Annotated in this window: 20 protein-coding genes and 1 riboswitch; of the genes, 12 read left to right on the top strand and 8 right to left on the bottom strand. The window is 64.2% G+C overall.

Going from position 1 to position 23,901, the window contains the following annotated elements; all coding sequences use genetic code 11:
• Positions 1–43: 43 nt before the first annotated feature.
• From dapF to BTM36_RS10305, 3 genes are read right to left on the bottom strand one after another with little or no spacing between them, the layout of a single operon-like run.
• Complete coding sequence (gene dapF / locus BTM36_RS10315; RefSeq protein ID WP_006465152.1) at positions 44–907, bottom strand: diaminopimelate epimerase; 864 nt, start codon at positions 905–907, stop codon at positions 44–46.
• A 41-nt stretch (positions 908–948) separates the two neighbouring features.
• On the bottom strand, positions 949–1,833 hold the full coding sequence (locus BTM36_RS10310; RefSeq protein WP_077236195.1) for a lipid A biosynthesis acyltransferase: 885 nt from the start codon (positions 1,831–1,833) through the stop codon (positions 949–951).
• The gene (locus tag BTM36_RS10305) at positions 1,830–2,678 is read right to left on the bottom strand and encodes a lysophospholipid acyltransferase family protein (protein ID WP_077236194.1); all 849 of its coding nucleotides are present in this window, start codon (positions 2,676–2,678) and stop codon (positions 1,830–1,832) included. The genes BTM36_RS10310 and BTM36_RS10305 overlap by 4 nt, the downstream gene beginning before the upstream one ends.
• Before the next feature lie 189 nt (positions 2,679–2,867).
• On the opposite strand from BTM36_RS10305, the gene metK reads away from it, so the two are divergent.
• The 4 genes from metK (at position 2,868) to metF (ending at position 7,051) form a co-directional block, all read left to right on the top strand.
• Complete coding sequence (gene metK, locus BTM36_RS10300; protein ID WP_077236193.1) at positions 2,868–4,031, top strand: methionine adenosyltransferase; 1,164 nt, start codon at positions 2,868–2,870, stop codon at positions 4,029–4,031.
• Between the two features lie 142 nt (positions 4,032–4,173).
• A riboswitch (S-adenosyl-L-homocysteine riboswitch) is annotated at positions 4,174–4,263 on the top strand.
• A gap of 31 nt (positions 4,264–4,294) precedes the next feature.
• Positions 4,295–5,713 carry an adenosylhomocysteinase gene (ahcY, locus tag BTM36_RS10295; RefSeq protein ID WP_039876876.1) on the top strand — a complete coding sequence of 473 codons (1,419 nt, stop codon included), beginning with the start codon at positions 4,295–4,297 and terminating at the stop codon, positions 5,711–5,713.
• Between the two features lie 145 nt (positions 5,714–5,858).
• Positions 5,859–6,212, top strand: a complete 354-nt coding sequence (locus BTM36_RS10290) for a phage holin family protein (protein ID WP_006465147.1) — start codon at positions 5,859–5,861, stop codon at positions 6,210–6,212.
• Positions 6,209–7,051, top strand: a complete 843-nt coding sequence (metF, locus tag BTM36_RS10285) for a methylenetetrahydrofolate reductase [NAD(P)H] (RefSeq protein ID WP_077236191.1) — start codon at positions 6,209–6,211, stop codon at positions 7,049–7,051. Before BTM36_RS10290 ends, metF begins: the two co-directional genes overlap by 4 nt.
• A gap of 103 nt (positions 7,052–7,154) precedes the next feature.
• On the opposite strand, the gene BTM36_RS10280 is transcribed toward metF, so the two are convergent.
• Positions 7,155–7,751 (bottom strand): 5-formyltetrahydrofolate cyclo-ligase, encoded by a 597-nt coding sequence (locus BTM36_RS10280; RefSeq protein WP_254426972.1) that lies wholly within the window; start codon positions 7,749–7,751, stop codon positions 7,155–7,157.
• A 34-nt stretch (positions 7,752–7,785) separates the two neighbouring features.
• On the opposite strand from BTM36_RS10280, the gene BTM36_RS10275 reads away from it, so the two are divergent.
• The 8 genes from BTM36_RS10275 (at position 7,786) to BTM36_RS10240 (ending at position 19,837) form a co-directional block, all read left to right on the top strand.
• Positions 7,786–9,798: a lytic transglycosylase domain-containing protein gene (locus BTM36_RS10275; RefSeq protein WP_077236188.1), complete on the top strand. Its 2,013-nt coding sequence runs from the start codon at positions 7,786–7,788 to the stop codon at positions 9,796–9,798.
• A 59-nt stretch (positions 9,799–9,857) separates the two neighbouring features.
• A complete protein-coding gene (locus BTM36_RS10270; RefSeq protein ID WP_077236187.1) occupies positions 9,858–10,826 on the top strand; it encodes a complex I NDUFA9 subunit family protein in 969 nt (322 codons plus the stop codon).
• A gap of 44 nt (positions 10,827–10,870) precedes the next feature.
• Positions 10,871–11,572, top strand: coding sequence for a glutathione S-transferase family protein (locus BTM36_RS10265; protein WP_006465142.1), 702 nt, complete (start codon positions 10,871–10,873; stop codon positions 11,570–11,572).
• Between the two features lie 10 nt (positions 11,573–11,582).
• Complete coding sequence (locus BTM36_RS10260) at positions 11,583–12,815, top strand: multifunctional CCA addition/repair protein (RefSeq protein WP_077236186.1); 1,233 nt, start codon at positions 11,583–11,585, stop codon at positions 12,813–12,815.
• Positions 12,816–12,829: 14 nt separating this feature from the next.
• The gene (locus BTM36_RS10255) at positions 12,830–13,555 is read left to right on the top strand and encodes a GNAT family N-acetyltransferase (RefSeq protein ID WP_077236185.1); all 726 of its coding nucleotides are present in this window, start codon (positions 12,830–12,832) and stop codon (positions 13,553–13,555) included.
• 80 nt (positions 13,556–13,635) lie between these two features.
• Positions 13,636–14,517, top strand: a complete 882-nt coding sequence (phhA, locus tag BTM36_RS10250) for a phenylalanine 4-monooxygenase (protein ID WP_077236184.1) — start codon at positions 13,636–13,638, stop codon at positions 14,515–14,517.
• A gap of 163 nt (positions 14,518–14,680) precedes the next feature.
• On the top strand, positions 14,681–15,715 hold the full coding sequence (locus BTM36_RS10245) for a cytochrome-c peroxidase (RefSeq protein WP_139347119.1): 1,035 nt from the start codon (positions 14,681–14,683) through the stop codon (positions 15,713–15,715).
• A gap of 525 nt (positions 15,716–16,240) precedes the next feature.
• The gene (locus BTM36_RS10240; protein WP_077236182.1) at positions 16,241–19,837 is read left to right on the top strand and encodes an indolepyruvate ferredoxin oxidoreductase family protein; all 3,597 of its coding nucleotides are present in this window, start codon (positions 16,241–16,243) and stop codon (positions 19,835–19,837) included.
• Positions 19,838–19,878: 41 nt separating this feature from the next.
• Here the strand turns inward: BTM36_RS10240 and prmC are convergent, their stop codons facing one another.
• The 4 genes from prmC to hemA form a co-directional block, all read right to left on the bottom strand.
• Positions 19,879–20,712 (bottom strand): peptide chain release factor N(5)-glutamine methyltransferase, encoded by an 834-nt coding sequence (gene prmC, locus BTM36_RS10235; RefSeq protein ID WP_077236181.1) that lies wholly within the window; start codon positions 20,710–20,712, stop codon positions 19,879–19,881.
• Positions 20,712–21,206, bottom strand: coding sequence for a disulfide bond formation protein B (locus tag BTM36_RS10230; protein ID WP_006465135.1), 495 nt, complete (start codon positions 21,204–21,206; stop codon positions 20,712–20,714). The genes prmC and BTM36_RS10230 overlap by 1 nt, the downstream gene beginning before the upstream one ends.
• A gap of 163 nt (positions 21,207–21,369) precedes the next feature.
• Entirely contained in the window at positions 21,370–22,449 is a 1,080-nt protein-coding gene (gene prfA / locus BTM36_RS10225) for a peptide chain release factor 1 (RefSeq protein ID WP_006465134.1), read from the bottom strand.
• 117 nt (positions 22,450–22,566) lie between these two features.
• Entirely contained in the window at positions 22,567–23,859 is a 1,293-nt protein-coding gene (gene hemA, locus BTM36_RS10220; protein WP_006465133.1) for a glutamyl-tRNA reductase, read from the bottom strand.
• Positions 23,860–23,901 lie beyond the last annotated feature (42 nt).

Genomic DNA, 23,901 nt, shown 5'->3' with positions numbered 1-23,901 from the left:
TGATGTGTTCAGCAAGCCGTTTTCATATGTGTATTAAATTGTCTCAGAGCTGATCCGGCAAATCGATCTCGCCTTCGAACACGGTCACCGCCGGTCCGGTCATCATCACCGGTTCGCCCGGGCCGGCCCAGGCAATGTTGAGCACGCCGCCATGGGTCTGCACCGCCACCGGTGAATCCAGCAGGCCGCGCCGGATGCCGGCCACCACTGCGGCACAGGCGCCGGTGCCGCACGCCAGGGTTTCGCCGGCACCGCGTTCATAGACACGCAGGTTGATGTGATGGCGATCGACCACCTGCATGAAACCGGCATTGACGCGCTTGGGGAAGCGCGGGTGATGTTCGATCAGCGGACCGTCGGTCAGTACCGGCGCTGCTTCACTGTCATCGACCAGTTGCACCGCGTGCGGATTGCCCATCGACACCACCGAGATCCAGGTGGTCTTGCCGGCCACGTCCAGCGGCCACAAATTGTCTTCGGCCTCGCTGCGATGCTGCAGGCCATGGCTGTCGAAGGGAACGTCGGCCGGGGTCAGGATGGGGGCGCCCATATCCACGGTGATCTGGCCGTCGTCTTCCAGGCGCGGTTCGATCACGCCGGACATGGTTTCCACACGGATGGCGCGCTTGTCGGTGAGCCCCTTTTCGGTGACGAAGCGCACGAAGGCGCGCGCGCCATTGCCGCATTGCTCGACCTCGCCGCCATCGGCGTTATAGATGCGATAACGGAAATCGATGCCGGCACCCTGTGCTTTTTCCACCACCAGCATCTGGTCGGCACCGATGCCGAAGCGACGGTCGGCGATGAACTGCCACTGGGCAGGGGTAAGCGAAATGGCCTGGTTGACGGCGTCGAGGACGACGAAGTCGTTGCCGGCGCCATGCATCTTGGTAAATTTGATTTTCATGTGCAGATTATAGGACGGCTGCTGGCCGTCGCGCTCGCTGCTCAGTCCGCGTCACGTCCATAGACGTCCGGCTCGCCCGGCGGACGGGTCTTGAAGCGCTTGTGGGCCCAGAAGTATTCAGCCGGATGCTCACGTACGCGTTCTTCGATGAAGGCATTCATGCGGCGCGTGGCGGCCACGATGTCCTCGCCCGGATAGTCGGTCCAGGCGGGATAGTAGGTGGCTTTCCAGCCCTTGTAGTTGGGCAGGAAGGTGCAGACCACAGGCACCACCGCGGCACCGGTAGCCGCGGCGATGCGGGCCGTGGCTGTGAGGGTGGCGGCGGGTACCCCGAAGAAAGGCACGAATTCGGCGTCGCGGATGCCGAAGTCCATGTCCGGCAACATCAGGAAGGGCAGGCCCTTGCGCATGGCGCGGATGATGGGCTTGACGCCCTGTTCGCGCGCCAGCAGGGTTGCTGGCCGGAAACGCAGACGGCCCTTCAGCAGTGCGCGGTCGATGACGGCATTGCGTTGCTTGGTATAGATGGTACAGGCCGAATATTCGGAGAACACGCCCAGGGTCGCGCCGGGAATTTCCAGGCAGACGAAATGCGGCGCCAGCAGGATGGTCGGGCCCTTGGCGAAGGTCTCCAGCGGCATGCCCGGGTCGACCTGGATCAGCCGGCGCAGACGCGATACCGGCGCCCACCAGAGGATGCCGCGTTCCAGTGCACTGCGGGCGAACAGGCGGAAATGCTCGCGGGCAATGCGTACGCGTTCTTCTTCGGTCTTCTCCGGGAAGCACAGGCGCAGGTTGGTCAGCGCGATATGACGCCGGGGACGCATATAGATATAGAGCAGCGCGCCGATACCTTCGCCCAGGCGGCCGAGGATGGGCAGGGGCAACCAGTGCAGCAGCCACATGATGGCCAGGAGCAGTCTCATGAGGATGCCTCCCCGGGGCGGGTCACGCCGGGCGGTGTCTTGTAGCGGTTGTAGCTCCAGATATATTGGGCCGGGCAGTGGGCGATCAGTTTTTCCATGGCGGCGTTGATGGCGCGGGCCTGTTGTACCGGCGACTCGGGAAGTTCACCTTCAAATGGAACGAAGTGCACGTCAAAGCCGCGTCCCCAGGACAGCCTTTCCGCATAGACCAGCAGCAAGGGCGCACCGCTCATCTGTTGCAGCTTGGCGGGCAGGGTCATGGTGTAGGCCGGCTTGCCGAAGAAGTCGGCCCAGACGCCTTCGCCGTTTTGCGGCACCTGGTCCGGCAGCAGGCCAATGGCCTGGCTATTCTTCAGCGCCTTCAGCAGGATGCGTACGCCCGCCAGGTTGGCCGGGGCCAGGTGCAGGTTGGCGCGGGCACGGGCGCCCTCGATCAGGGGCTTGAGGGCAGCCTTGCGCGGGGGGCGGTAGAGGACACTCAGGCTGGTATGGTGCGCCACGACCTGGGCCGAGATTTCGAAGCAACCCAGGTGCGGCGTAAGCAAGATGACACCGGACTTGGCCGCCAGCGCCTGCTCCACCATCTCCCAGTTGCGCAGGCGTGCCGTGCGCAGAACCCGGCGGGGAGAGGCACACCAGATGAACGGCAGCTCGAACATGCCCTTGCCCGCCTCGCCGACCGCCTTGAACAGGCTGGCGCGATGTCCGGCCAGGGCAATGTTGTTCTGCAGACGGCGCCGGTAGGACGGCGAGAGCAGGAACACCAGCCAGCCCGTCACCACGCCGATGGCATGCAATACTGGCAAGGGCAGGAAGGACAGCAGGCGGAATAAAGAAACGAGCATACGTGCCGATAACGGTTGAGCGGGGCGCTTCCGCCGCCAAATTGCATAAAATCGCAAGACGCGTAAAATAGCACAAGCCGTCGAGTTAATGACAACTTGCGAGACGGGGTACAAATTTCGCTAAAGCGTCGCAGGCACGACTAACGATGGGCCGCGACATTGCTAAATCGTTTTCAGTCAGAGGCTTGCATGTCCAACGAATATCTCTTCACTTCCGAATCCGTTTCCGAAGGTCATCCCGACAAGGTCGCCGACCAGATCTCGGATGCCATCCTGGATGCCATCTTCACCCAGGATCCGCAATCGCGCGTGGCCGCCGAAACCCTGTGCAACACCGGTCTGGTGGTGCTGGCCGGTGAAATCACCACCCGCGCCAATGTCGACTACATCGATGTGGCCCGCGAAACCATCAAGCGCATCGGCTACGACAATGCCGACTTCGGCATCGACTACAAGAGCTGCGCCGTGCTGGTCGCCTACGACAAGCAATCCCCTGACATCGCCCAGGGCGTCGACGAGGGCAAGGGAGTGGACCTGGAGCAGGGTGCCGGCGACCAGGGCCTGATGTTCGGCTACGCCTGCAACGAAACCCCGGAACTGATGCCGGCTGCTATCTACTATGCGCACCGCATCGTGGAACGCCAGTCGCAACTGCGCAAGGACGGCCGCCTGCCCTGGCTGCGTCCGGACGCCAAGTCCCAGGTCACCCTGAAGTACGTGGACGGCAAGCCGGTCGCCATCGACACCGTGGTGCTGTCGACCCAGCATTCGCCCGAGATGGAGCAGAAGGATATCCACGAAGCTGCCATCGAGGAAATCATCAAGCCGGTGCTGCCGGCCGAATGGCTCAAGAACACCCGCTACCTGATCAACCCCACCGGCCGTTTCGTCATCGGTGGCCCGCAGGGTGACTGCGGCCTGACCGGCCGCAAGATCATCGTCGATACCTACGGCGGTGCTGCACCCCACGGCGGTGGCGCCTTCTCCGGCAAGGATCCGTCCAAGGTCGACCGTTCGGCCGCCTACGCCGGTCGTTACGTGGCCAAGAACATCGTCGCTGCCGGCCTGGCCGAGCGTTGCCAGATCCAGGTGTCCTATGCCATCGGCATCGCCAAGCCGACTTCGGTGATGGTGACCACTTTCGGCACCGGCAAGATCAGCGACGAAAAGCTGGCGCAACTGGTGATGGAACACTTCGACCTGCGTCCCAAGGGCATCGTCCAGATGCTGGACCTGCTGCGCCCGATCTACGCCAAGACCGCCGCCTATGGTCACTTCGGCCGCGAAGAGCCGGAATTCACCTGGGAGCGTACCGACAAGGTCGCCGCCCTGCGTGCTTCGGCCGGTCTGTAATACGCACCCTGCCAGCGCGGGCCGGGCATTGACTAACGCCCGGCCCGCGCTACAATGCTGTTCCCGCGGATGAACATCTTCATCCGCTGCCCGTACCGATGTCGGCATTGCGTCCGGTACGTCAATCCTCACAATGCCTCACCGCCGCAAGGAGCGTTGCGACAGGGACAACCCCTGCCAGGCTTGCAGCGATGAACAGGCGCACCGCGCCTGGCAACCGCGCTCACGTTACTTTTTTTCTGGCTTTTTCATGAAAGGAGGGCGTGAACAGCGCCATTGCCATGACTACTCAACAAGACTACATCGTCGCCGACATCAACCTGGCTGACTGGGGCCGCAAGGAAATCAAGATCGCCGAGACCGAAATGCCGGGCCTGATGGCGATCCGCGAGGAATTCGCTGCTTCCCAGCCCCTGAAGGGCGCTCGCATCACCGGTTCGCTGCACATGACCATCCAGACCGCCGTGCTGATCCAGACCCTGGAAGCATTGGGCGCGCAAGTGCGTTGGGCTTCCTGCAACATCTACTCGACCCAGGACCATGCCGCTGCCGCGATTGCTGCCAACGGCACCCCGGTGTTCGCCGTCAAGGGCGAGAACCTGGACGAATACTGGGAATACACCCACCGCATCTTCGAATGGACCGACGGTGGCTATTCCAACATGATCCTGGACGACGGCGGCGACGCCACCCTGCTGCTGCACCTGGGTGCCCGCGCCGAGACCGACATCTCGGTCCTGGCCAAGCCGGACTCCGAAGAAGCGGTCTGCCTCTTCAACGCCATCAAGCGCTACCTGGCCAAGGATGCCAACTGGTACTCCAAGCGCCTCAAGGAAATCAAGGGCGTCACCGAAGAGACCACCACCGGCGTGCATCGCCTGTACCAGATGCACAAGGAAGGCAAGCTGGCCTTCCCGGCCATCAACGTCAACGACTCGGTCACCAAGTCCAAGTTCGACAACCTGTACGGCTGCCGCGAATCGCTGGTGGACGGCATCAAGCGCGCCACCGACGTGATGATCGCCGGCAAGGTCGCCATCGTGGCCGGCTACGGTGACGTCGGCAAGGGTTCGGCCCAGGCCCTGCGCGCGCTGTCGGCCCAGGTCTGGGTCACCGAGATCGACCCGATCTGCGCCCTGCAGGCCGCCATGGAAGGCTATCGCGTGGTGACCATGGACTATGCCGCCGAACATGGCGACATCTTCGTCACCTGCACCGGCAACTACCATGTGATCACCCATGAGCACATGAAGAAGATGAAGGACCAGGCCATCGTCTGCAACATCGGCCACTTCGACAACGAAATCGAAGTCGCCGCCCTGAAGCAGTACACCTGGGAAAACATCAAGCCGCAGGTCGACCATGTGATCTTCCCGGACGGCAAGCGCATCATCCTGCTGGCCGAAGGTCGTCTGGTCAACCTGGGTTGCGCCACCGGTCACCCGTCCTACGTGATGAGCTCGTCGTTTGCCAACCAGACCATTGCCCAGATCGAACTGTTCGTCAACACCAAGGCCTACCCGGTCGGCGTGTACACCCTGCCCAAGCACCTTGACGAGAAGGTCGCCCGCCTGCAACTGAAGAAGCTCAACGCCCAGTTGAGCGAACTCACGCCAGAGCAGGCCGCCTACATCGGCGTGAAGCTGGAAGGTCCGTACAAGCCGGAACACTACCGCTACTGATCCATGCCAGCGGCCGGCTTCACGCCGGCCCTGCATGGTTGGCAACGTTTGATCCAGCGGCCTGTGCGGCGTCCCGAGGGGCGCCGCGCTCACAGTGGCCGCTGCTGTCTTCATCACTCCCCTGACGGGGTCGAAAGGAATCTCCGTGCGCCTGCTGCTGACCTGGCTCATCAATGCCCTGGCCTTGCTGGCCGTCCCCTACCTGATGCACTCGGTGCAGGTCGACAGCTTCGGCTCGGCCCTGCTGGCGGCGCTCATCCTGGGTTTCGTCAATACCATCGTGCGCCCGGTGCTGGTCGTGCTGACCCTGCCGGTGACGGTGGTCACGCTGGGTCTGTTCATCCTGGTCATCAATGGCCTGATGTTCTGGGTCGTGGCGCAACTGGTGGGCGGCTTCCACGTGGCCGGATTCTGGTCTGCCGTGGGCGGCGCGCTGCTCTATAGCATCGTGTCCTGGGCCTTGTCGACGCTGTTGCTGAAATCGGGATCGAATCAATGAGTACGCATAATTTCAGTATCGAATTCTTCCCGCCCAAGACCGCCGAAGGCGCGCAAAAGCTGCGCGCCACCCGCGCCCGGCTGGCCCAACTGCAGCCCCGCTATTTCTCGGTGACCTTCGGCGCCGGCGGCTCCACCCAGCAGGGCACCCGCGACACCGTGCTGGAGATCATCGGCGAAGGCCATCAGGCTGCACCGCACCTGTCCTGCATCGGCAGCTCGCGTGCCAGCCTGCGTGCCATCCTGGACGATTACCGCGCCAACGGTATCAAGCGCCTGGTGGCGCTGCGCGGTGACCTGCCCAGTGGTTATGGCGCCATGGACCAGGCATCCAGCGAATTCCGCTATGCCAACGAACTGGTCGAGTTCGTCCGCGCCGAGACCGGCGACTGGTTCCACATCGAAGTGGCGGCCTACCCCGAAATGCATCCCCAGGCCCGTTCGCCGGAGGACGATGTCCAGAATTTCGCGCGCAAGGTCAAGGCCGGCGCCAATGCGGCCATCACCCAGTATTTCTACAACGCCGATGCCTACTTCCGCTTCGTGGACGAGGCTGCTCGCCTGGGCGCTACCGTACCGGTGATCGCCGGCATCATGCCCATCACCAATTACTCGCAGCTGATGCGCTTCTCGGACATGTGCGGCACCGAGATCCCGCGCTGGATCCGCCTCAAGCTGGCCAGCTATGGCGACGATACGGAATCGATCCGCGCCTTCGGCCAGGATGTGGTCACGCAACTGTGCGAGCGCCTGCTGGCCGGTGGCGCACCGGGTCTGCATTTCTATTCACTGAACCAGGCCGCCCCCACCGAGGCGATCTGGCAGCAACTGGTCAAGTAACGCCCCACCTGGCAAGCGGGTGCCAGTTGCAGAGCCGGGCCTTGGCCCGGCTTTTTCATTGTTCAATCGATAATGGCGAATGGTTGGAAGACATCAGCCGACATCAGCCGCCATCGGTGAGGATGGCATCCAGCGGCACGTCATGCGCCTGCGGTTCGAACACCACCAGCCCGAAGCCATAACACACGCCCACCGCCAGCGGCCGCACCGGGCCGGCCAGGGTGCGGTCATAGAAGCCACCCCCGTAACCCAGCCGGAACCCGGCCTCGTTGAAGCCGAGGCAGGGAATCAGCAGGGCCTGCGGATGGACCACTGCGGTACCCGCCGGCGGCACCCTGGTACCCATGGCATCCTTTTCCAGGACATCACCCGGGCGCCAGCGGCGAAACTCCAGCGGCATCTCCCGCCCCACCACCACCGGCAGGCACAGGTCCACGCCGTACGCTGCCAGCGCGTTATAGGCGTCAGCCAGGTCGGGTTCACGCCGTATCGGCTGATATACCGCCAGGCTGGTGATGGCCGAGCCGACGCACCAATCCACCACACGCTGGCCGATGCGCTGTTCGGCGTGCAGCTTGTCCGTGTCGCCCAGGGCCTTGCGACGTCCCAGCAGGTCGGCGCGCAGGGCATTCTTGCGCAGCACCGCGAGGGCCTGTTCGGTCTCCGGCGCGGGTGCATCGCGTGCTATGCTTGGGTTCATTATTTGTTCCATCAATCTGCATGAAGAAGCTTGCATGAGTATGCGTCCGAAGAAACATCCGTTCAACCAGCGCCTGCGCGCGCTGGCCGCCTCATTGGCTACCTCGCTGGCGCTGCCCCTGGTCGTGGCGACCGGCACCGTCCTGATCGCGGCGCCAGCGGCCCATGCCCAGAAACGCCTGGCGCCGGACGCCGCGCCCGACGATCTCTTCCTCGCCCTGCGCCAGGCCGCTGCCAGCGACAATGCCGCGCTGGCGCAGGACCTGGCCGCGCGCCTGTCCGGTTACGAACTGGCCTCCTACGTCGACTACTACCGCCTCAAGCCGCGCGTGCGCGACTATAGCGCCAGTGAACAGGAAATCCGCGATTTCCTGGCACGTTGGGATGGCCAGGCCATCGTCGACCGCCTGCGCAACGACTGGCTGCTGGCATTGGGCAAGACCGGCAACTGGACCGTCTTCGACGAGCAATACCCCAAGTTCGTGCTCAACGACGATGTCCAGGTCAAGTGCTTCGCCCTCAACTCGCGCGCCCTGAAGGGTGAGAACGTGGCCGAAGAAGCACGTGCCTTGTTGAGCAACCCCAAGGACTATGGCCAGGGCTGCAGCGACCTGATCTCCACGCTGGCCCAGAACGGCCAGTTCAGCCAGGCCGATGTCTGGTTCCAGATCCGCCAGGCGGCCGAGAACGGCAATGCCACCGTCGCCCGTCGCGCTGCCGTGCTGGTCGATAGCGGCGATGTCGGCGTCACCCAGGTCATGGACCGCCCGGCGCTGATGCTGGCCAAGGGGCCGGGCAAGGGGGCTGCCAACCACCAGCTCTACATCATCGCGCTGGGCCGCATCGCCAAGAGCAATCCGACCCAGGCCGCCACCTATCTCGGCGATGCCGGGCGCAACATGACGGCACAGGAAGTCGCCCAGGGCTGGGCGCAGATTGCGCTGGCGGCGTCCTACAAGCTGGCGCCGGAAGCTTCCGATTACTGGCGCCGCGCCAAGGATGCAGCGCTCACACAAGATGCCATGCAGTGGAAGGTCCGCATGGCCCTGCGCGATGGCGACTGGAAGACCGTGCGCAAGACCATCGAAGCCATGCCGGCCCCGCTGCGCAGCGACACCGCCTGGGTCTACTGGCTGGGCCGTGCGCTGAAGGAAGAAGGGCAGACCGACGCCGCGCGGCGCCTGTTCGAATCGATCGCGCCCAACTTCAGCTTCTACGGTCAGCTGGCCCTGGAAGAGCTGGGCCAGAAGATCAGCATCCCGCCCGGACCGACCCCGCCCGGTGCAGGCGAGGTGGCGCTGTATTCGCAGAATGCCGGCTTCAAGCGTTCGCTCAAGTTCTATCAGTTGAACCTGCGCTTCGAAGCCATCCGCGAGTGGAACTGGGAATTGCGCAACATGAGCGACCGCCAGCTGCTGGCCGCCGCCGAGTACGCGCGCCAGAGCGACGTGCTGGACCGCATGGTCAATACCTCTGATCGCACCCGCAGTGAATTCGATTTCACCCAGCGCTTCCCGGCCCCGCACCTGCCCGAGATGAACGCCGCCACCAAGCCGCTGGGCATGGAGAACGCCTGGGTCTATGGCCTGATCCGCCAGGAATCGCGCTTCATCAAGTCGGCCCGTTCCCATGTGGGTGCCTCCGGCCTGATGCAGTTGATGCCGGCTACCGCCAAGTTCGTCGCCAAGAAGATCGGCATGAGTGAATTCACCGCCGACCAGGTCAATGACATCAACACCAACCTGCTGCTGGGCACCAGCTATCTCGACATGGTGCTCAACAACATGGAAGGTTCGGAAACCCTGGCCACCGCCGGCTACAACGCCGGCCCCGGCCGCCCCCGTACCTGGCGCGCGACCTTGCCGCGTCCGGTGGAAGGCGCGATCTTCGCCGAGATCATCCCTTTCAATGAAACCCGGGGCTATGTCAAGAACGTGATGTCCAATGCGACCTACTATGCGGCCATGTTCGAGAACCGCCCGCAATCGCTGAAGCAGCGCATGGGCACGGTGGCGCCCAATTCCAGCGTCGCCACCGACCTGCCCTGATCCCGTCGCCCGCGCCGTCGGCAATGGCCGGCGGCCAACAGGAAATCGGAGAGTGACAAATGGCAGTCAGGAAGATCCTCGTCATCGGTGGTTCCGGCTTCATCGGCACGCGGCTGGTGGAACTGCTGGGCAGCAGCACCGCTTATCGCATCATGGTCCCCACGCGCCGCTACGAGCGCGCCAAGCATCTGCTGGTGTCGCCGGTGGTCAGCGTGGTACAGGCCGATATCCATGACGACGCCGTGCTGGCGCGGCTGGTGGCCGAGGCTGATGCAGTCATCAATCTGGTCGGCATCCTGCAGTCGCGCCCGGCACGCGGTGGCGCGCCCTATGGGCCCGACTTCGAACGCCAGCATGTCCTGCTGCCGCGCCGCATCGTCGCCGCCTGCGCGCAGCAAGGCGTACCGCGCTACCTGCACATGAGCGCGCTGTGCGCCGATGCCCAGGGGCCGTCGATGTACCTGCGCTCCAAGGCAGCCGGCGAACAGGAGGCACTGGCCTCGCCGGCGCTGGACGTGGCCATCTTCCGGCCGTCGGTGGTGTTTGGCGAGGGCGACAACTTCCTCAACATGTTTGCCGGCCTGAACCGGATGTTCCCCGTGATCCCGCTGGGCAGCGCCCAGGCGCGCTTCCAGCCGGTCTATGTGGGTGACGTGGCACAGGCCTTCGTCAATGCGCTGGCGTTGCCGCGCCTGGGCGGCAAGGTGTTCGAGCTGGGCGGGCCCAGGCAATACGCCCTGCGTGATCTGGTGCGTCTGGCGGGCTGGTACAGTGGCCATCCGCGCCCGGTGGTGGGCTTGCCGGATGCCCTGGGCTGGCTGCAGGCCTTCGTCCTGGAACACCTGCCCGGCAAGCTGATGAGCCGCGACAACGTGGCCTCCATGCAAGTGGACAACGTACTGCACGGCCCTATCGCAGCCGAACTGCGGCTTGCCCCCCGGTCGGTCGAGGAGATCGTCCCCGGCTACCTGTCCTCGCGCAGCCCGCAACAGCAGTTCGACCTTTTTCGCAGCACCGCGCGGCGCTGAGCCTGTCGCTCACCGCGCTTTTGACCTTCAAGAAACGAGCCCCCATGCAAGACACTGAACTTGATCCGGTACTGTCCGAGACGCTGCAAAAAGCCGGCCGCCACATGCCCACGCTGGTGATCGCCAACAAGAACTACTCGTCCTGGTCGATGCGACCGTGGGTGGCCATGGTCGCCTTCGACATCCCCTTCAAGGAAGTGCGCGTGTTGCTGGACCAGCCCGATACCGCCGCCGACATCGCCCGCTACACCGGCTCCGGCCGCGTGCCGGTGCTGCTGGATGGCGACATCGCGATCTGGGATTCGCTGTCCATCTGCGAATACCTGGCCGAACAATTCCCCGACCGTGGTCTGTGGCCGGCACGCACCGATGCCCGCGCCATCGCCCGCAGCATCTGCGCCGAGATGCACTCCGGCTTTACCGGCCTGCGCAGCGCCATGAGCATGGACATCCGCGGTCGTTACCCCGGCCAGGGCCGTACTCCCGAGGCGCAGGCCGATATCGGCCGCGTCTGCGAAATCTGGGAAGAATGCCTGTCGCAGTTCGGCCATCACGATTTCCTGTTCGGCGATTTCTCCATCGCCGACGCCTTCTACGCGCCCGTGGTGATGCGCTTCATCAGCTACCAGGTGCCGCTGGCCCCGGCCCTGCAAGCCTACGCCGACCGCGTGTGCGCGCATCCGGCGGTGGCACGCTGGATCGCCGAGGCGCTGGCCGAGAAGGAAGTCCTTCCCGATCACAAGTGAGGCAAGCAAGATGAAGATCTACACCGTCGGCGGCGCAGTGCGCGACGGCTTGCTGGGCCTGCCGGTGAAGGACCGCGACCACGTGGTGGTCGGCGCCACCCCGCAGCAGTTGCTGGAGCGGGGCTTTCGTCCGGTGGGCAAGGATTTTCCGGTGTTCCTGCATCCCGAGACCCAGGAGGAATACGCCCTGGCCCGCACCGAGCGCAAGACCGCGCCCGGTTACAAGGGCTTCGCCTTTCATGCCGCGCCCGACGTCACGCTGGAAGAGGACCTGGCTCGCCGCGACCTGACCATCAACGCCATCGCCCAGGACGAGGATGGCACCCTGGTCGATCCCTATCAGGGCCGTGCCGATATCGAGCGCCGCGTGTTTCGCCATGTCTCCGATGCCTTCATCGAGGACCCGGTACGCATCCTGCGGCTGGCGCGCTTTGCGGCGCGCTTCGCCGATTTCACCGTGGCCCCCGAGACCCAGGCGCTCATGCAGCGCATGGTCGAAGAGGGCGAAGTCGATGCCCTGGTGCCTGAACGTGTATGGCAGGAGCTTGCACGTGGCCTGATGGAGCGCAAGCCCTCGCGCATGTTCGAGGTATTGCGCAACTGCGGCGCATTGCAGCGCATCCTGCCCGAGCTGGCCGCGCTGTGGGGCGTGCCGCAACCCGAAAAATGGCATCCCGAGATCGATACCGGCGTGCATGTCATGCTGGTGGTGGACTGGGCAGCGGCACAGGGCTTCTCCTTGCCCATCCGCTTCGCCGCGCTGTTGCACGACCTCGGCAAGGGCAGCACGCCGCCCGAGATGTGGCCACGTCATCATGGTCATGAAGCACGCAGCGAGCGCCTGGCCGAGCAGGTCTGCGCCCGCCTGAAGGTACCCGGTGAATGCCGCGACCTGGCGCTGATGACGGCCCGCGAGCACGGCAACGTCGGCCGCGCCTTCGAGATGCGTCCCGATACGCTGGTCAGGTTCTTTGCCCGTTGCGACGCCTTCCGCAAGCCGCAGCGCTTCATCGACATGCTGCGCGCCGCCGAGTGTGATCATCGCGGCCGCACCGGCCTGGAGCTGCAGCCCTTCCCGCAGGCGCCCTATCTGGAGGGTGCGCTGCAGGCCGCGCAACAGATCGATGCCGGCGCCATTGCAGGCCAGCAGACGCAGCCGCAACGCATCCCCGAGGCCATCCTGGCAGCCCGTACCGCCCAGGTCGAGGCCTTCGTCGCGCAGCACCGGCCGGTGCAGCACTGAAGCAGAGGCCGACCATGAGCAACCCCTTCACCCGCTGGATGCAACGACTGCGCGGCGCCTCTGCGGCCGCTGGTGAGCGGCATGAGAAGCCGCATGTCTTCGTCAAGGAATTGTCACCCCGCTCGCGGCGTCACCTGTTGCGCCACTTCCTGGCGCTGGAAGAAAAGGATCGCTTGCTGCGCTTCGGCTCCAAGCTCTCCGACGAGATGGTGACGCGCTACGTCGAAGGCATCAACTTCGAACGCGATACCGTCTTCGGCGTCTACGACCGGCGCCTGCGCCTGCTGGGGGTGGGGCACCTGGCTTTCGCGCCCAAGGAAAGCACGCGCATCAGCGGCGCCACCATCAAGCCGGTGGTGGCCGAGTTCGGGGTCTCCGTCACGGCCGCCGCACGCGGGCTGGGCGTGGGAACGCGCCTGTTCATGCGGGCTTCCATGCGCTGCCGCAATGCCGACGTCGATACGCTGTACATGCACTGCCTTTCCTCCAACAAGGTGATGATGCACATCGCCAAGAAGGCCGGCATGGAAATCCATCGTGATTACGGCGAAGCCGATGCCTACCTCAAGATCAAGCCCGCCAATTCGGCCACGGTGTTCCAGGAGGCCGTGGAAGAACAGGTCGCCATGCTCGACTACATCGTCAAGGCCAACTTCAAGGCCCTGCTCAAATGGGGCGCCCGCGTGACCGGCATCGGCAGCGACAAGAAGGACCGGACGCCGCCTCCGCCCGGCGCATAGATTCACTCCCGCACCGCCACGCATGACCATACCGGCAAGGGGGCGCATAATATGCGCCTCACTTTGATAACGGGTATGCCATGAGCACCAATCCCAACACTGACGATTTCTTTGCCACCGTCGCCACCAAGTCCGATAGCGGCGCCTTGCGCGGCGACTACAGCCAGGCCGACGCCAACTATGTCGTGGCCCAGAACTGGGAAGCCTATACGCCGGCCCAGCACGCACTGTGGCGGCGTTTGTATGAACGCCAGGCGCGTATGATCCCGGGGCGTGCCTGCGACGTCTTCATCGACAGCCTGAAGGCTCTGGATGTTTCGCAAGGCATCCCGCGCTTCGACCAGACCACCGAAGCACTCTTCAAGGCCACCGGCTGGCAGCTGGTGGCTGTGCCGGGCCTGGTACCGGACCACACCTTCTTCGAGCATCTGGCCAACCGCCGCTTCCCGGTCACGGTCTGGCTGCGCGAAGAACACGAATTCGACTACATCGTCGAACCCGACGTGTTCCACGACTTCTTCGGTCACGTACCGCTGCTGTTCAATCCGGTCTTCGCCAATCACCTGCAGGAATACGGCAAGGGCGGCCTGAAGGCGCTCAAGCTCGACGGCCTGGCCTATCTGGCGCGCCTGTACTGGTACACCATCGAGTTCGGCCTGATCCAGAGCGAACAGGGTTTGCGCATCTACGGCGCCGGCATTCTGTCTTCCGGCGGCGAGGTGGAATATTGCCTCTCCAGCGAGCAGCCGCGCCGCGTGCCTTTCGACGTGGAGCGCATCATGCGCACGCTCTACAAGATCGATACCTACCAGGAAACCTATTTCGTCATCCGCGATTTCGAGCAACTGTTCAATGACACCGCGCCCGATTTCACGCCCATCTACGAGCGACTGAAGCAACAGGAAGCGTTGTCCGCCCACAGCCTGCTGCCGGGCGAGACCAACCTGCCACCGAATCGCTGAAACCTGAAGACATCGGCAGGCGGCCTCGTTGAAAACCACAGAAGAACTTCGAGGTCGCCGGTCAGCTTGCTGACCCTTCACGGGGAGATGATGCAGGTCAAGAAAGGGGCGCCTTGGCTACAGACAATGATCGGCTTCATTGTCCGTCACCAAGGAGTAAGCCATGTCCTTCAAGCCCATCCTGTCCACCTTGCTGCTGGCCGCCAGCACCTTGCTGGTGCCGCCCGCCCACGCGGCCCCCACCACCGCCACTGCCACCACCGCCGGGAAAGAGCCGATCACGCCCATCCAGCCCGCCCGCGTGAGCAATCGCGCCATGGTCGAACTGGGCAAGCAGCTGTTCTTCGATCCCCGCCTCTCGCGCTCCGGCGCCATCTCCTGCAACTCCTGTCACAACCTGTCGATGGGTGGGACGGACAACCTGAAGACTTCCATCGGCCACCAGTGGCAACAGGGACCGATCAATTCGCCCACGGTGCTCAATGCCAGGTTCAATGCCGCGCAGTTCTGGGACGGACGTGCCGCCGATCTCAAGGCCCAGGCCGCTGGCCCCATTGCCAACCCAAAGGAGATGGCCTTCTCGCATGCCCTGGCGGTGGACGTGCTGCAGTCCATTCCGGGTTATGTGGCTGCCTTCAGGCAGGCTTTCGGTAACGACCGTCTGGGTATCGATGAAGTGACCCAGGCCATTGCCGCCTTCGAAGAAACCCTGGTCACGCCCAATTCGCGTTTCGACAAATGGCTCAAGGGCGACCGCAAGGCGCTCACCAGGAACGAGCTGGACGGCTACAAGCTGTTCAAATCGGCCGGCTGCGTGGCCTGTCACAACGGTCCTGCGGTGGGCGGCAATTCCTTCCAGAAGATGGGCCTGGTCGCTCCCTACCTGACCAGCAATCCGGCCCTGGGGCGCGCCGATGTCACCGGCAAGGACGAAGACCGTCACCACTTCAAGGTACCGACCTTGCGCAACGTCGAGCTGAGCTATCCCTACTTCCATGACGGCGCTGCCGCCACCTTGACCGAAGCCGTCGATACCATGGCCCGCCTGCAGCTGGGTCGGCAGTTCAGTGCCGATGAAAACGCCAAGGTCGTCGCTTTCCTCAAGACCCTGACCGGCGAGCAGCCGCGCGTGAGCCTGCCATTGTTGCCACCTTCGACCGGGAAGACGCCGCCTCCACGACCCTTCGACCAGCCCTGATCAACCCTGCAGACATAAAAAAAGCGGACCCGGCAGGGGGGGCCGGATCCGCGAGCTAGTGGTGCTTTCAACACTAGAGGGGAGGAACCTTGCACAGTAACGGATAACCAATCAATCGCTGTTCAAGTGAGGTCTATTAAACGTCAGCGCAGAACCTCGTCCAATGGCTTTTACTGGTTGTTACATTCACGTCTTGCTTGTAACAACTGAACTTGTCGCCCATTTTTTTTTCAGCCGGAAATATTGTTGTTTTCACCTTTCCGGCATTTTCTCCTCCCTATCACCGGGATTGCCGCAGGACCTGCGGAAAGTGTTTCCGGTATGTCAAAAAAGCCCGGAAACCCTGCTGCAGCGTGCGTAGCGGGGCGATCACCCTTGTGCTAACTTGATACCACAACATTAAGAAAACCCGGCCCACAAGGCCGAGGTGTTCCCTTTTCCCGACAGCGCGACGGATTTCGAGATTCTGATTCTGCTGCCGGGAGCATGTGCAGGCAAAAACAAGATTTTTGGCACGGAGACCACATGAACGCACCCCTACCCGCCGGGCAACGCCTGCTGCTGGACGATGTATCCCTGGACGACAAATATGCGCTGGAGCGCGGCCGCGTCTTCATGACCGGCATCCAGGCGCTGGTGCGCCTGCCGATGCTGCAGCGGCAATACGATGAACGCGCCGGGCTCAATACCGCCGGCTTCATCACCGGCTATCGCGGCTCGCCCCTGGGCGCGGTGGACCAGACCGCCGAGAAGGCCCGCAAATACCTCGAAGCGAAACAGGTCCGCTTCCACCCTGGCATGAACGAGGACCTGGCGGCCACCAGCGTGTGGGGCACACAGCAGGTCAATCTCTTCAAGGACGCGCAATACGATGGCGTCTTCTCGCTGTGGTACGGCAAGGGGCCGGGCGTGGACCGCTGTGGCGACGTGTTCAAGCATGCCAACATGGCCGGCACCTCCAGGCATGGCGGCGTGCTGGTGATCGCCGGCGACGACCATGCCGCCAAGTCCTCCACGGCTGCGCACCAGAGCGAACACATCCTCAAGGCCTGCGGTATCCCGGTGCTCTATCCGTCCTCGGTGCAGGAGTATCTCGACTACGGCCTGCATGGCTGGGCCATGAGCCGCTATACCGGCCTGTGGGTGGCCATGAAGTGCGTGACCGACCTGGTGGAGTCCGGGATGTCGGTGATGATCGATCCCGATCGCGTCAAGATCCAGCTGCCGGAAGACTTCGCACTGCCACCTGACGGCCTCAACATCCGCCAGCCCGACACCGTGCTGGGCCAGGAAGCGCGGATGATCAACTACAAGTGGTATGCCGCGCTGGCCTACGCCCGCGTGAACAAGCTCAACCGCATCATCTGGGACAGCCCGCGTGCGCGCATCGGCATCATCACTGCCGGCAAGTCCTATCTCGATACGCGCCAGGCCCTGGAAGACCTGGGTATCGACGAACAGGTCGCCGCCGACATCGGTATCCGTCTCTACAAGGTCGGCATGACCTGGCCGCTGGAAGCCGAAGGCGTGCGTGAATTCGCCCAGGGACTGGATGAAATCCTGGTGGTGGAAGAGAAGCGCCAGATCCTCGAATACCAGTTGAAGGAAGAGCTCTACAACTGGCGCGACGATGTGCGTCCGCGCGTGGTCGGCAAGTTCGACGACACCGGCGAATGGAGCGGATCGCAGCGTGAAGGCCATGGCAACTGGCTGCTGCCGGCCACCTATGAACTGAACCCGGCACAGATCGCGCGCGCCATCGCCACCCGCATCTCGCGCTACTTTGCCGGCCATCCAGTGGAGCAGCGCGTGCGCACCCGCGTGGCCTATCTGGAAGCCAAGGAAGCCGCACTCAACATCAGCAGCAAGCCCGATCCCGACAAGGATCGCACCCCGCATTTCTGTTCAGGTTGCCCGCACAATACTTCCACCAAACTGCCCGATGGCAGCCGTGGCCTGGCCGGTATCGGTTGCCACTACATGGTGACCTGGATGGACCGTGAAACCAATCTCTTCACCCACATGGGCGGGGAGGGTGTGACCTGGGTCGGGCAGGCGCCCTTCACCAGCGAGAAGCACGTGTTCGCCAACCTGGGCGATGGCACCTACTTCCACTCCGGTCTGCTGGCGGTGCGTGCCTCGGTCGCCGCCAAGGTCAATATCACCTACAAGATTCTCTATAACGATGCGGTCGCCATGACTGGCGGCCAGGAGTTCGATGGCCCGCTCGATCCGGCCATGATCTCGCGCCAGCTGGCCGCCGAGAACGTGGGGCCGATCATCGTCGTCACCGACGAGCCGGACAAGTATCCGGCCGACACCCGCTGGGCCGAGGGCGTGACCATCCGCCATCGCAGCGAACTCGATGCGGTCCAGCGCGAGCTGCGTGAGAAGCCGGGTGTTTCGGCCATGATCTACGACCAGACCTGCGCCTCGGAAAAGCGTCGTCGACGCAAACGCAATGCCTACCCGGACCCGGCCAAGCGCGCCGTCATCAACGAAGCCGTGTGCGAAGGCTGCGGCGATTGCAGCGTGCAGTCGAACTGTCTCTCGGTGGAACCGCTGGAAACCGAGTTCGGCCGCAAGCGCCAGATCAACCAGTCGTCCTGCAACAAGGATTATTCCTGCGTCAACGGCTTCTGCCCCAGCTTCGTGACGGTGGAAGGCGGGCAGTTGAAGAAGCCCGCCCGTGCCAAGGCCGCCGCCGGCCCGAGCTTGCCGGCGCTGCCGCAGCCCGTGCTGCCGGGACTGGCCCAGCCCTACGGCATCCTGGTCACCGGCGTCGGTGGCACCGGCGTGATCACCATCGGCCAGATCATCGCCATGGCCGCGCACGTGGAAGGACGCGCCTGCTCGGTGCTGGACATGAGCGGCCTGGCACAGAAGGGCGGGCCGGTGATGTCGCACGTGCGTGTGGCCGAGGATGCGACGCATATCCATTCCACCCGTGTCGGTACCGGCATGGCGGATCTGGTCATCGGTTGCGACGTGATCGTCACGGCGGGCCGCGACGCCCTGTCACGCATGGGAGAGGGGCGTACTCATGCCGCCGTCAATTCCACGCAGATGCCGACGGCAGCCTTCGTGCGCAATCCCGACTGGCAATTCCCCACCGCCTCCAGCGAGGGCGAGATCGCCCAGGCCTGCGGGCGCGACAACCTGTCGCTGGTCGATGCCGGCCGGATCGCTACCGCCCTGATGGGGGACGCCATCGCGACCAATATGTTCATGCTGGGCTATGCCTGGCAAAAGGGCTGGGTCCCCTTGTCGGAAGCCGCCCTGCTGCGCGCCATCGAGCTCAATGCCCTGCAGGTGGACTTCAACAAGCAGGCCTTCGCCTGGGGCCGGGTGGCGGCGCATGACGTCGAGTTCGTCCTCAATGCGGCCGGCCGCAACGGCACGAGTGCGCAAGTGATCGATTTCAAGCGCACGCCATCGCTGGATGAACTGGTGGAGCGCCGGGTGGCCTTCCTGACCGATTACCAGAACGCCGCCTATGCCCGCAGCTATCGTGATTTCGTCGAACAGGTGCGCCAGCGTGAGAGCGCGCTGGGCGAGGCCGGTCGCGGCCTCAAGCTGAGCCGGGCAGTGGCGAACTACCTCTTCAAGCTGATGGCCTACAAGGATGAATACGAGGTCGCGCGCCTGCACAGCGATCCGGCCTTCCACGCCAAGATCGCCGGCATGTTCGAGGGCGACTACAAGCTGCGCTTCCACCTGGCGCCGCCGCTGCTGGCCCGCCGCGACGAAAAGGGCCACCTGCGCAAGCAGGCCTTCGGCAGCTGGATGATGCCGGCCTTTGGCGTGCTGGCCCGCTTGCGCTTCCTGCGCGGCACGGCCTTCGATCCCTTCGGCTATACCGAGGAACGCAGGCAGGAGCGCGCCCTGATCGGCGCCTATCGCGACACCCTCATGCGCCTTTTGTCACAACTGACATCGGCCAATCTGGAGCAGGTCATTGCCGTGGCCCGCGTCCCGGAAGGGATTCGGGGCTATGGGCATGTCAAGGAGCGTCACTTGCAGGATGCAAAACTGAAGGAGGCTTCATTGCTGGCTCAACTGGGCCAGGGGCCGTCGCAAGCACCGCAATCACCGCAGGATGGAGGAAAACAGGCGGCCTGAGTGGCCCCTGTGGAGTGAACTGAGGGTGTGGCGGGAGCGCGTCAGGCCAGGCGGCCGCCGCTGACGCGTTCGATGCCGGCCAGGTCGCGCCAGCTTTGCACGTCCGTAAAACCGGTACCGGCCAGCAGGGCGCGCACCGCGGCGGCCTGGTCGTAGCCGTGTTCCAGCAACAGCCAGCCTTGCGGTAGCAGATGTGCCGGGGCGCCATCGATGATGGTGCGCAGGTCGGAGAGGCCATCGCCGTGGTCGGTGAGGGCATCCACCGGTTCGAAGCGCAGGTCGCCTTGCGACAGATGGACGTCACCTTCGACGATGTAGGGCGGGTTGGAGGCGATCACGGCAAAACGCTGGTTCTTGGCCAGGGCGCCGTACCAGTCGCTCTCCAGCAGGGTCACGCGGGCCTGATGGGCGGCGGCGTTCTCGCGTGCGATGGCCAATGCTGCCGCGCTGGCGTCGAGCGCCGTGACCACCGCATCGGGGCGGCTATGGGCGATGGAGACAGCAATCGCGCCCGACCCGGTGCCCATGTCCAGCAAGGCGCCGCCGGTGGGCAGGCGCTCCATGGCCAGCTCCACCAGCAGTTCGGTATCCGGGCGCGGGATCAGCACGTCCGGCGTCACCCGGAAATCCAGTCCATAGAACTCGCGCAGACCCACGATGTAGGCGATCGGCTCGCCCCGCAGACGGCGTGCGAAGAGGGCCTTGAGCGCATCGGACTCGGCCTGGTCCAGGCGCCGTTCCGATTGCGTGATCAGTTGCACCCGCGTCAGACGCAGTGCATGGCAGAGCAGGATGCGGTTTTCCAGCGGGTCCAGCGGCGCCGTCTTCAATACGGTGGCCAGCGTGCAGCCGGCGTAGCTGGACAGCGGTTCCATCATTTCCAGATGGTGGTGCGCGGCGCGCGCTTGAAGGCCTGGACTGCCAGCACCACGGCCAGCACGCCGAACCAGATCAGCGACCAGGTCGGGATCTGCAGTCCGAATACCGGCGGCCACGGGGCCGAGCAGAAACCGTCAGCAGTGAACATCTGTGGCAGCAGCTTGGCGGTGGGCAGCTGGTTCAGGGCCGTTTCCAGCGGATCGGTGGTGCAGGAGACCCCCGGATGCGCCTTCACATACAGATGCCAGATCGCCGTGCCGGCGCCGCCCAGCGCGGCCAGCAGGCCCAGTGCCGCGCTACCGCGACGCGCCCCGGCCGGCAGGCCGGCGCCGATCAGCGCAAAGATGCCCACCAGCACGAACATGTAGCGCTGGATCACGCACAGCGGGCAGGGCTGCATTTCCTCGACGATCTGCAGATACATGGCAAAGCCCAGCAGGCCGGCGCACACCAGCGCCACCAGCAGGAAAACCGGTTTGGATGATTTCATGGTTGTTGTTCGAAATTGTCTTGGTTGGTGGGATTCTCATGGCTGCGGCAATCCGGCCATGACGCGATTGTAGAGACATCCCGGGGACCCTGCACTCTGTTCCCCCGAACAGGCCGCATGGTCAGCCTGAGACCGGTGCAGGAAAACCTGGTTCCGTGACCGCTCAGTCATCCCCCAGCTGCGCCAGCAGTTCGGCCTGGTGTTCGGTGATGAGCGCATTGGTCAGTTCGTCCAGGTCGCCATCCATGATGAAGTCCAGCTTGTAGAGCGTGAGATTGATGCGGTGGTCGGTCATGCGCCCCTGCGGGAAATTGTAGGTGCGGATGCGCTCGCTGCGGTCGCCCGAGCCGATCAGGGACTTGCGGGTGGCCGCCTCCTTGGACTGCTGTTCCCGCAGTTGCACGTCCTTGATGCGTGCGGCCAGCACCTTCATGGCCTGGGCCTTGTTCTTGTGCTGGCTGCGGTCATCCTGGCACTCCACCACGATGCCGGTGGGCAGGTGGGTGATACGCACGGCCGAATCGGTCTTGTTGATGTGCTGGCCGCCGGCGCCGGAGGCGCGGTAGGTATCGATGCGGATATCGGCCGGGTTGATGTCCACATCCTCGACCTCGTCGGCCTCGGGCATCACCGCCACCGTGCAGGCCGACGTGTGGATGCGGCCCTGGGTTTCGGTGGCCGGCACGCGCTGCACGCGGTGGCCGCCCGATTCGAACTTCAGGCGCGAATAGGCACCGAAGCCGACGATGCGGGCAATCACTTCCTTGTAGCCGCCCAGTTCCGATTCGGAGGACGAGACGATCTCCACCTGCCAGCGCTGGCGTTCGGCATAACGCGTGTACATGCGCAGCAGGTCGCCGGCAAACAGGGCCGATTCATCGCCACCGGTGCCGGCGCGGATTTCCAGGAAGATGTTGCGTTCGTCATTGGGGTCGCGCGGCAGCAGCATCTTCTGCAGGTCCAGTTCCAGCGCCTCCATGCGTGCCTTGGCGCCGTCGATCTCTTCCTGGGCGAAGGCCTTCATGTCAGGGTCCGACAGCAGTTCCTGGGCGGTGCGGATGTCGTCACCGGCTTGCACGTAGTCGTGATACAGCGCCACCAGCGGCCCCAGTTCGGCGTGTTCGCGGGTCATCTTGCGGAAGTTGTCCATGTTGGCGGTGGCATCTTCCTGGGCCAGCAGGCTGTTGAGCTCTTCCAGCCGTTCGGCAAGCTGGTCGAGTTTGGCGAGCATCGATGGTTTCATGGGTGTCGAATCCGGTAACGTAAAACAGGGGAAGAAGGAGATATCGGCGGCCCGGGAAAGGCAGCACGATCAGCCGTCTGCATCAGGCAAGGACGCAGGCGGCGGGAGAGGGGAACGCTAACGCTTGGCGCGGAACAGTTGCGGCAGCAGCGAAGCCAGCTGGCTGCGCTGTTCGCCCTGAGCATGGTGCAGGGCCTGTTGCGGGCCGTGCAGGAACTTCGCGGTCAGGCCCTTGGAGAGGGCTTCCAGGACGGCTTCCACGTCGTCGCCCTTGGCCAGCATGCGACGGGCGCGATCCAGTTCGGCCAGGCGCAGGGCCTCACCGGTTTCCTGCAGGTCCTGGATCAGCGGCACCATGGCGCGGCTGTCGATCCAGTGCATGAAGGACTGCACGCGGGTCTCGATGATGGCCTCGGCCTGCGCCACCGCTGCCTGGCGGTTCTCGACGCCGCTCTGGACCACCGAGGCCAGGTCGTCCACGGTGTAGAGGAAGACGTCATCCAGGCGGCCGACTTCGGCTTCGATGTCGCGCGGCACGGCCAGGTCGACCATGAAGATGGGTTTGTGGCGGCGCGCCTTGACGGCCCGTTCCACCAGCCCCAGGCCGATGATGGGCAGTTGCGAGGCGGTACAGGAGACCACGATGTCGAAACTGGCCAGCTGCGCCGGCAGGTCGGCCAGGCGGATGGCACGGCCGTTGAAGCGATGGGCCAGGGTTTCGCCGCGCTCCATGGTGCGGTTGGCCACCGTCAGGGTCTTGGGATTCTGTGCGGCGAAGTGGGTGGCGCACAGTTCGATCATCTCGCCGGCGCCGATGAAGAGCACGTTCTGGCCCGAGATGGAATCGAAGATGCGCTGCGACAGCCGCACCGCCGCTGCCGCCATCGATACGCTATGGGCGCCGATCTCGGTGGTGGTGCGCACTTCCTTGGCCACCGCGAAGGTGCGCTGGAACAGCTGGTGCAGGTAGGTACCAAGCCCGCCGGCGGCATCGGCCTGGCGCACCGCATCCTTCATCTGGCCCAGGATCTGCGGCTCGCCCAGGACCATCGAATCCAGGCCGGAAGCGACGCGGAAGGCGTGGCGCACGGCATTGTCCTGCGGCAGCGAATACAGATAGGGGCGCAGGTCGGCGTAGGGGATGTGATGGTAATCGGCCAGGAACTGCGCGGTGCGGTCGATGGCGAACTCCACCCCGTCGCGCCCGGCCGCCGCCGCGGCATACAGCTCGGTGCGGTTGCAGGTGGAGAGGATGGCCGCTTCACCACTGGCGATGATCTTGTCATTGCCGCCAAACCAGGCACGCGCGGACGACACCGCCTGACCGATCTGGTCAGCGGGGAAGGCCACTTTCTCGCGCAGCGAGACAGGCGCGGTAGTGTGGTTGAGTCCGACAGCGAGCAAGTGCATGGAGTGCGCGGCAGCAGTGCCGATGAGCTGGGATGGTGCGAT

The sequence above is a fragment of the Herbaspirillum sp. VT-16-41 genome (genome assembly GCF_001994935.1).
In the GTDB taxonomy this organism is placed as follows: domain Bacteria; phylum Pseudomonadota; class Gammaproteobacteria; order Burkholderiales; family Burkholderiaceae_D; genus Herbaspirillum; species Herbaspirillum frisingense.
Note: the sequence above shows the minus strand (reverse complement) of the source record. Positions and strands in the feature narration are given on the sequence as shown.

What these genes read in the sequence shown, in the direction of transcription:
- BTM36_RS10240 (WP_077236182.1), top strand. Translation starts at nt 16,241, where the DNA reads ATGAACGCACCCCTACCCGCCGGGCAACGCCTGCTGCTGGACGATGTA.
- hemA (WP_006465133.1), bottom strand. Translation starts at nt 23,859, where the DNA reads ATGCACTTGCTCGCTGTCGGACTCAACCACACTACCGCGCCTGTCTCG.
- BTM36_RS10230 (WP_006465135.1), bottom strand. Translation starts at nt 21,206, where the DNA reads ATGAAATCATCCAAACCGGTTTTCCTGCTGGTGGCGCTGGTGTGCGCC.
- BTM36_RS10260 (WP_077236186.1), top strand. Translation starts at nt 11,583, where the DNA reads ATGAAGATCTACACCGTCGGCGGCGCAGTGCGCGACGGCTTGCTGGGC.
- BTM36_RS10245 (WP_139347119.1), top strand. Translation starts at nt 14,681, where the DNA reads ATGTCCTTCAAGCCCATCCTGTCCACCTTGCTGCTGGCCGCCAGCACC.
- BTM36_RS10270 (WP_077236187.1), top strand. Translation starts at nt 9,858, where the DNA reads ATGGCAGTCAGGAAGATCCTCGTCATCGGTGGTTCCGGCTTCATCGGC.
- BTM36_RS10310 (WP_077236195.1), bottom strand. Translation starts at nt 1,833, where the DNA reads ATGAGACTGCTCCTGGCCATCATGTGGCTGCTGCACTGGTTGCCCCTG.
- prfA (WP_006465134.1), bottom strand. Translation starts at nt 22,449, where the DNA reads ATGAAACCATCGATGCTCGCCAAACTCGACCAGCTTGCCGAACGGCTG.
- metK (WP_077236193.1), top strand. Translation starts at nt 2,868, where the DNA reads ATGTCCAACGAATATCTCTTCACTTCCGAATCCGTTTCCGAAGGTCAT.
- BTM36_RS10255 (WP_077236185.1), top strand. Translation starts at nt 12,830, where the DNA reads ATGAGCAACCCCTTCACCCGCTGGATGCAACGACTGCGCGGCGCCTCT.
- prmC (WP_077236181.1), bottom strand. Translation starts at nt 20,712, where the DNA reads ATGGAACCGCTGTCCAGCTACGCCGGCTGCACGCTGGCCACCGTATTG.
- BTM36_RS10305 (WP_077236194.1), bottom strand. Translation starts at nt 2,678, where the DNA reads ATGCTCGTTTCTTTATTCCGCCTGCTGTCCTTCCTGCCCTTGCCAGTA.
- BTM36_RS10280 (WP_254426972.1), bottom strand. Translation starts at nt 7,751, where the DNA reads ATGAACCCAAGCATAGCACGCGATGCACCCGCGCCGGAGACCGAACAG.
- BTM36_RS10265 (WP_006465142.1), top strand. Translation starts at nt 10,871, where the DNA reads ATGCAAGACACTGAACTTGATCCGGTACTGTCCGAGACGCTGCAAAAA.
- phhA (WP_077236184.1), top strand. Translation starts at nt 13,636, where the DNA reads ATGAGCACCAATCCCAACACTGACGATTTCTTTGCCACCGTCGCCACC.
- BTM36_RS10275 (WP_077236188.1), top strand. Translation starts at nt 7,786, where the DNA reads ATGAGTATGCGTCCGAAGAAACATCCGTTCAACCAGCGCCTGCGCGCG.
- dapF (WP_006465152.1), bottom strand. Translation starts at nt 907, where the DNA reads ATGAAAATCAAATTTACCAAGATGCATGGCGCCGGCAACGACTTCGTC.
- metF (WP_077236191.1), top strand. Translation starts at nt 6,209, where the DNA reads ATGAGTACGCATAATTTCAGTATCGAATTCTTCCCGCCCAAGACCGCC.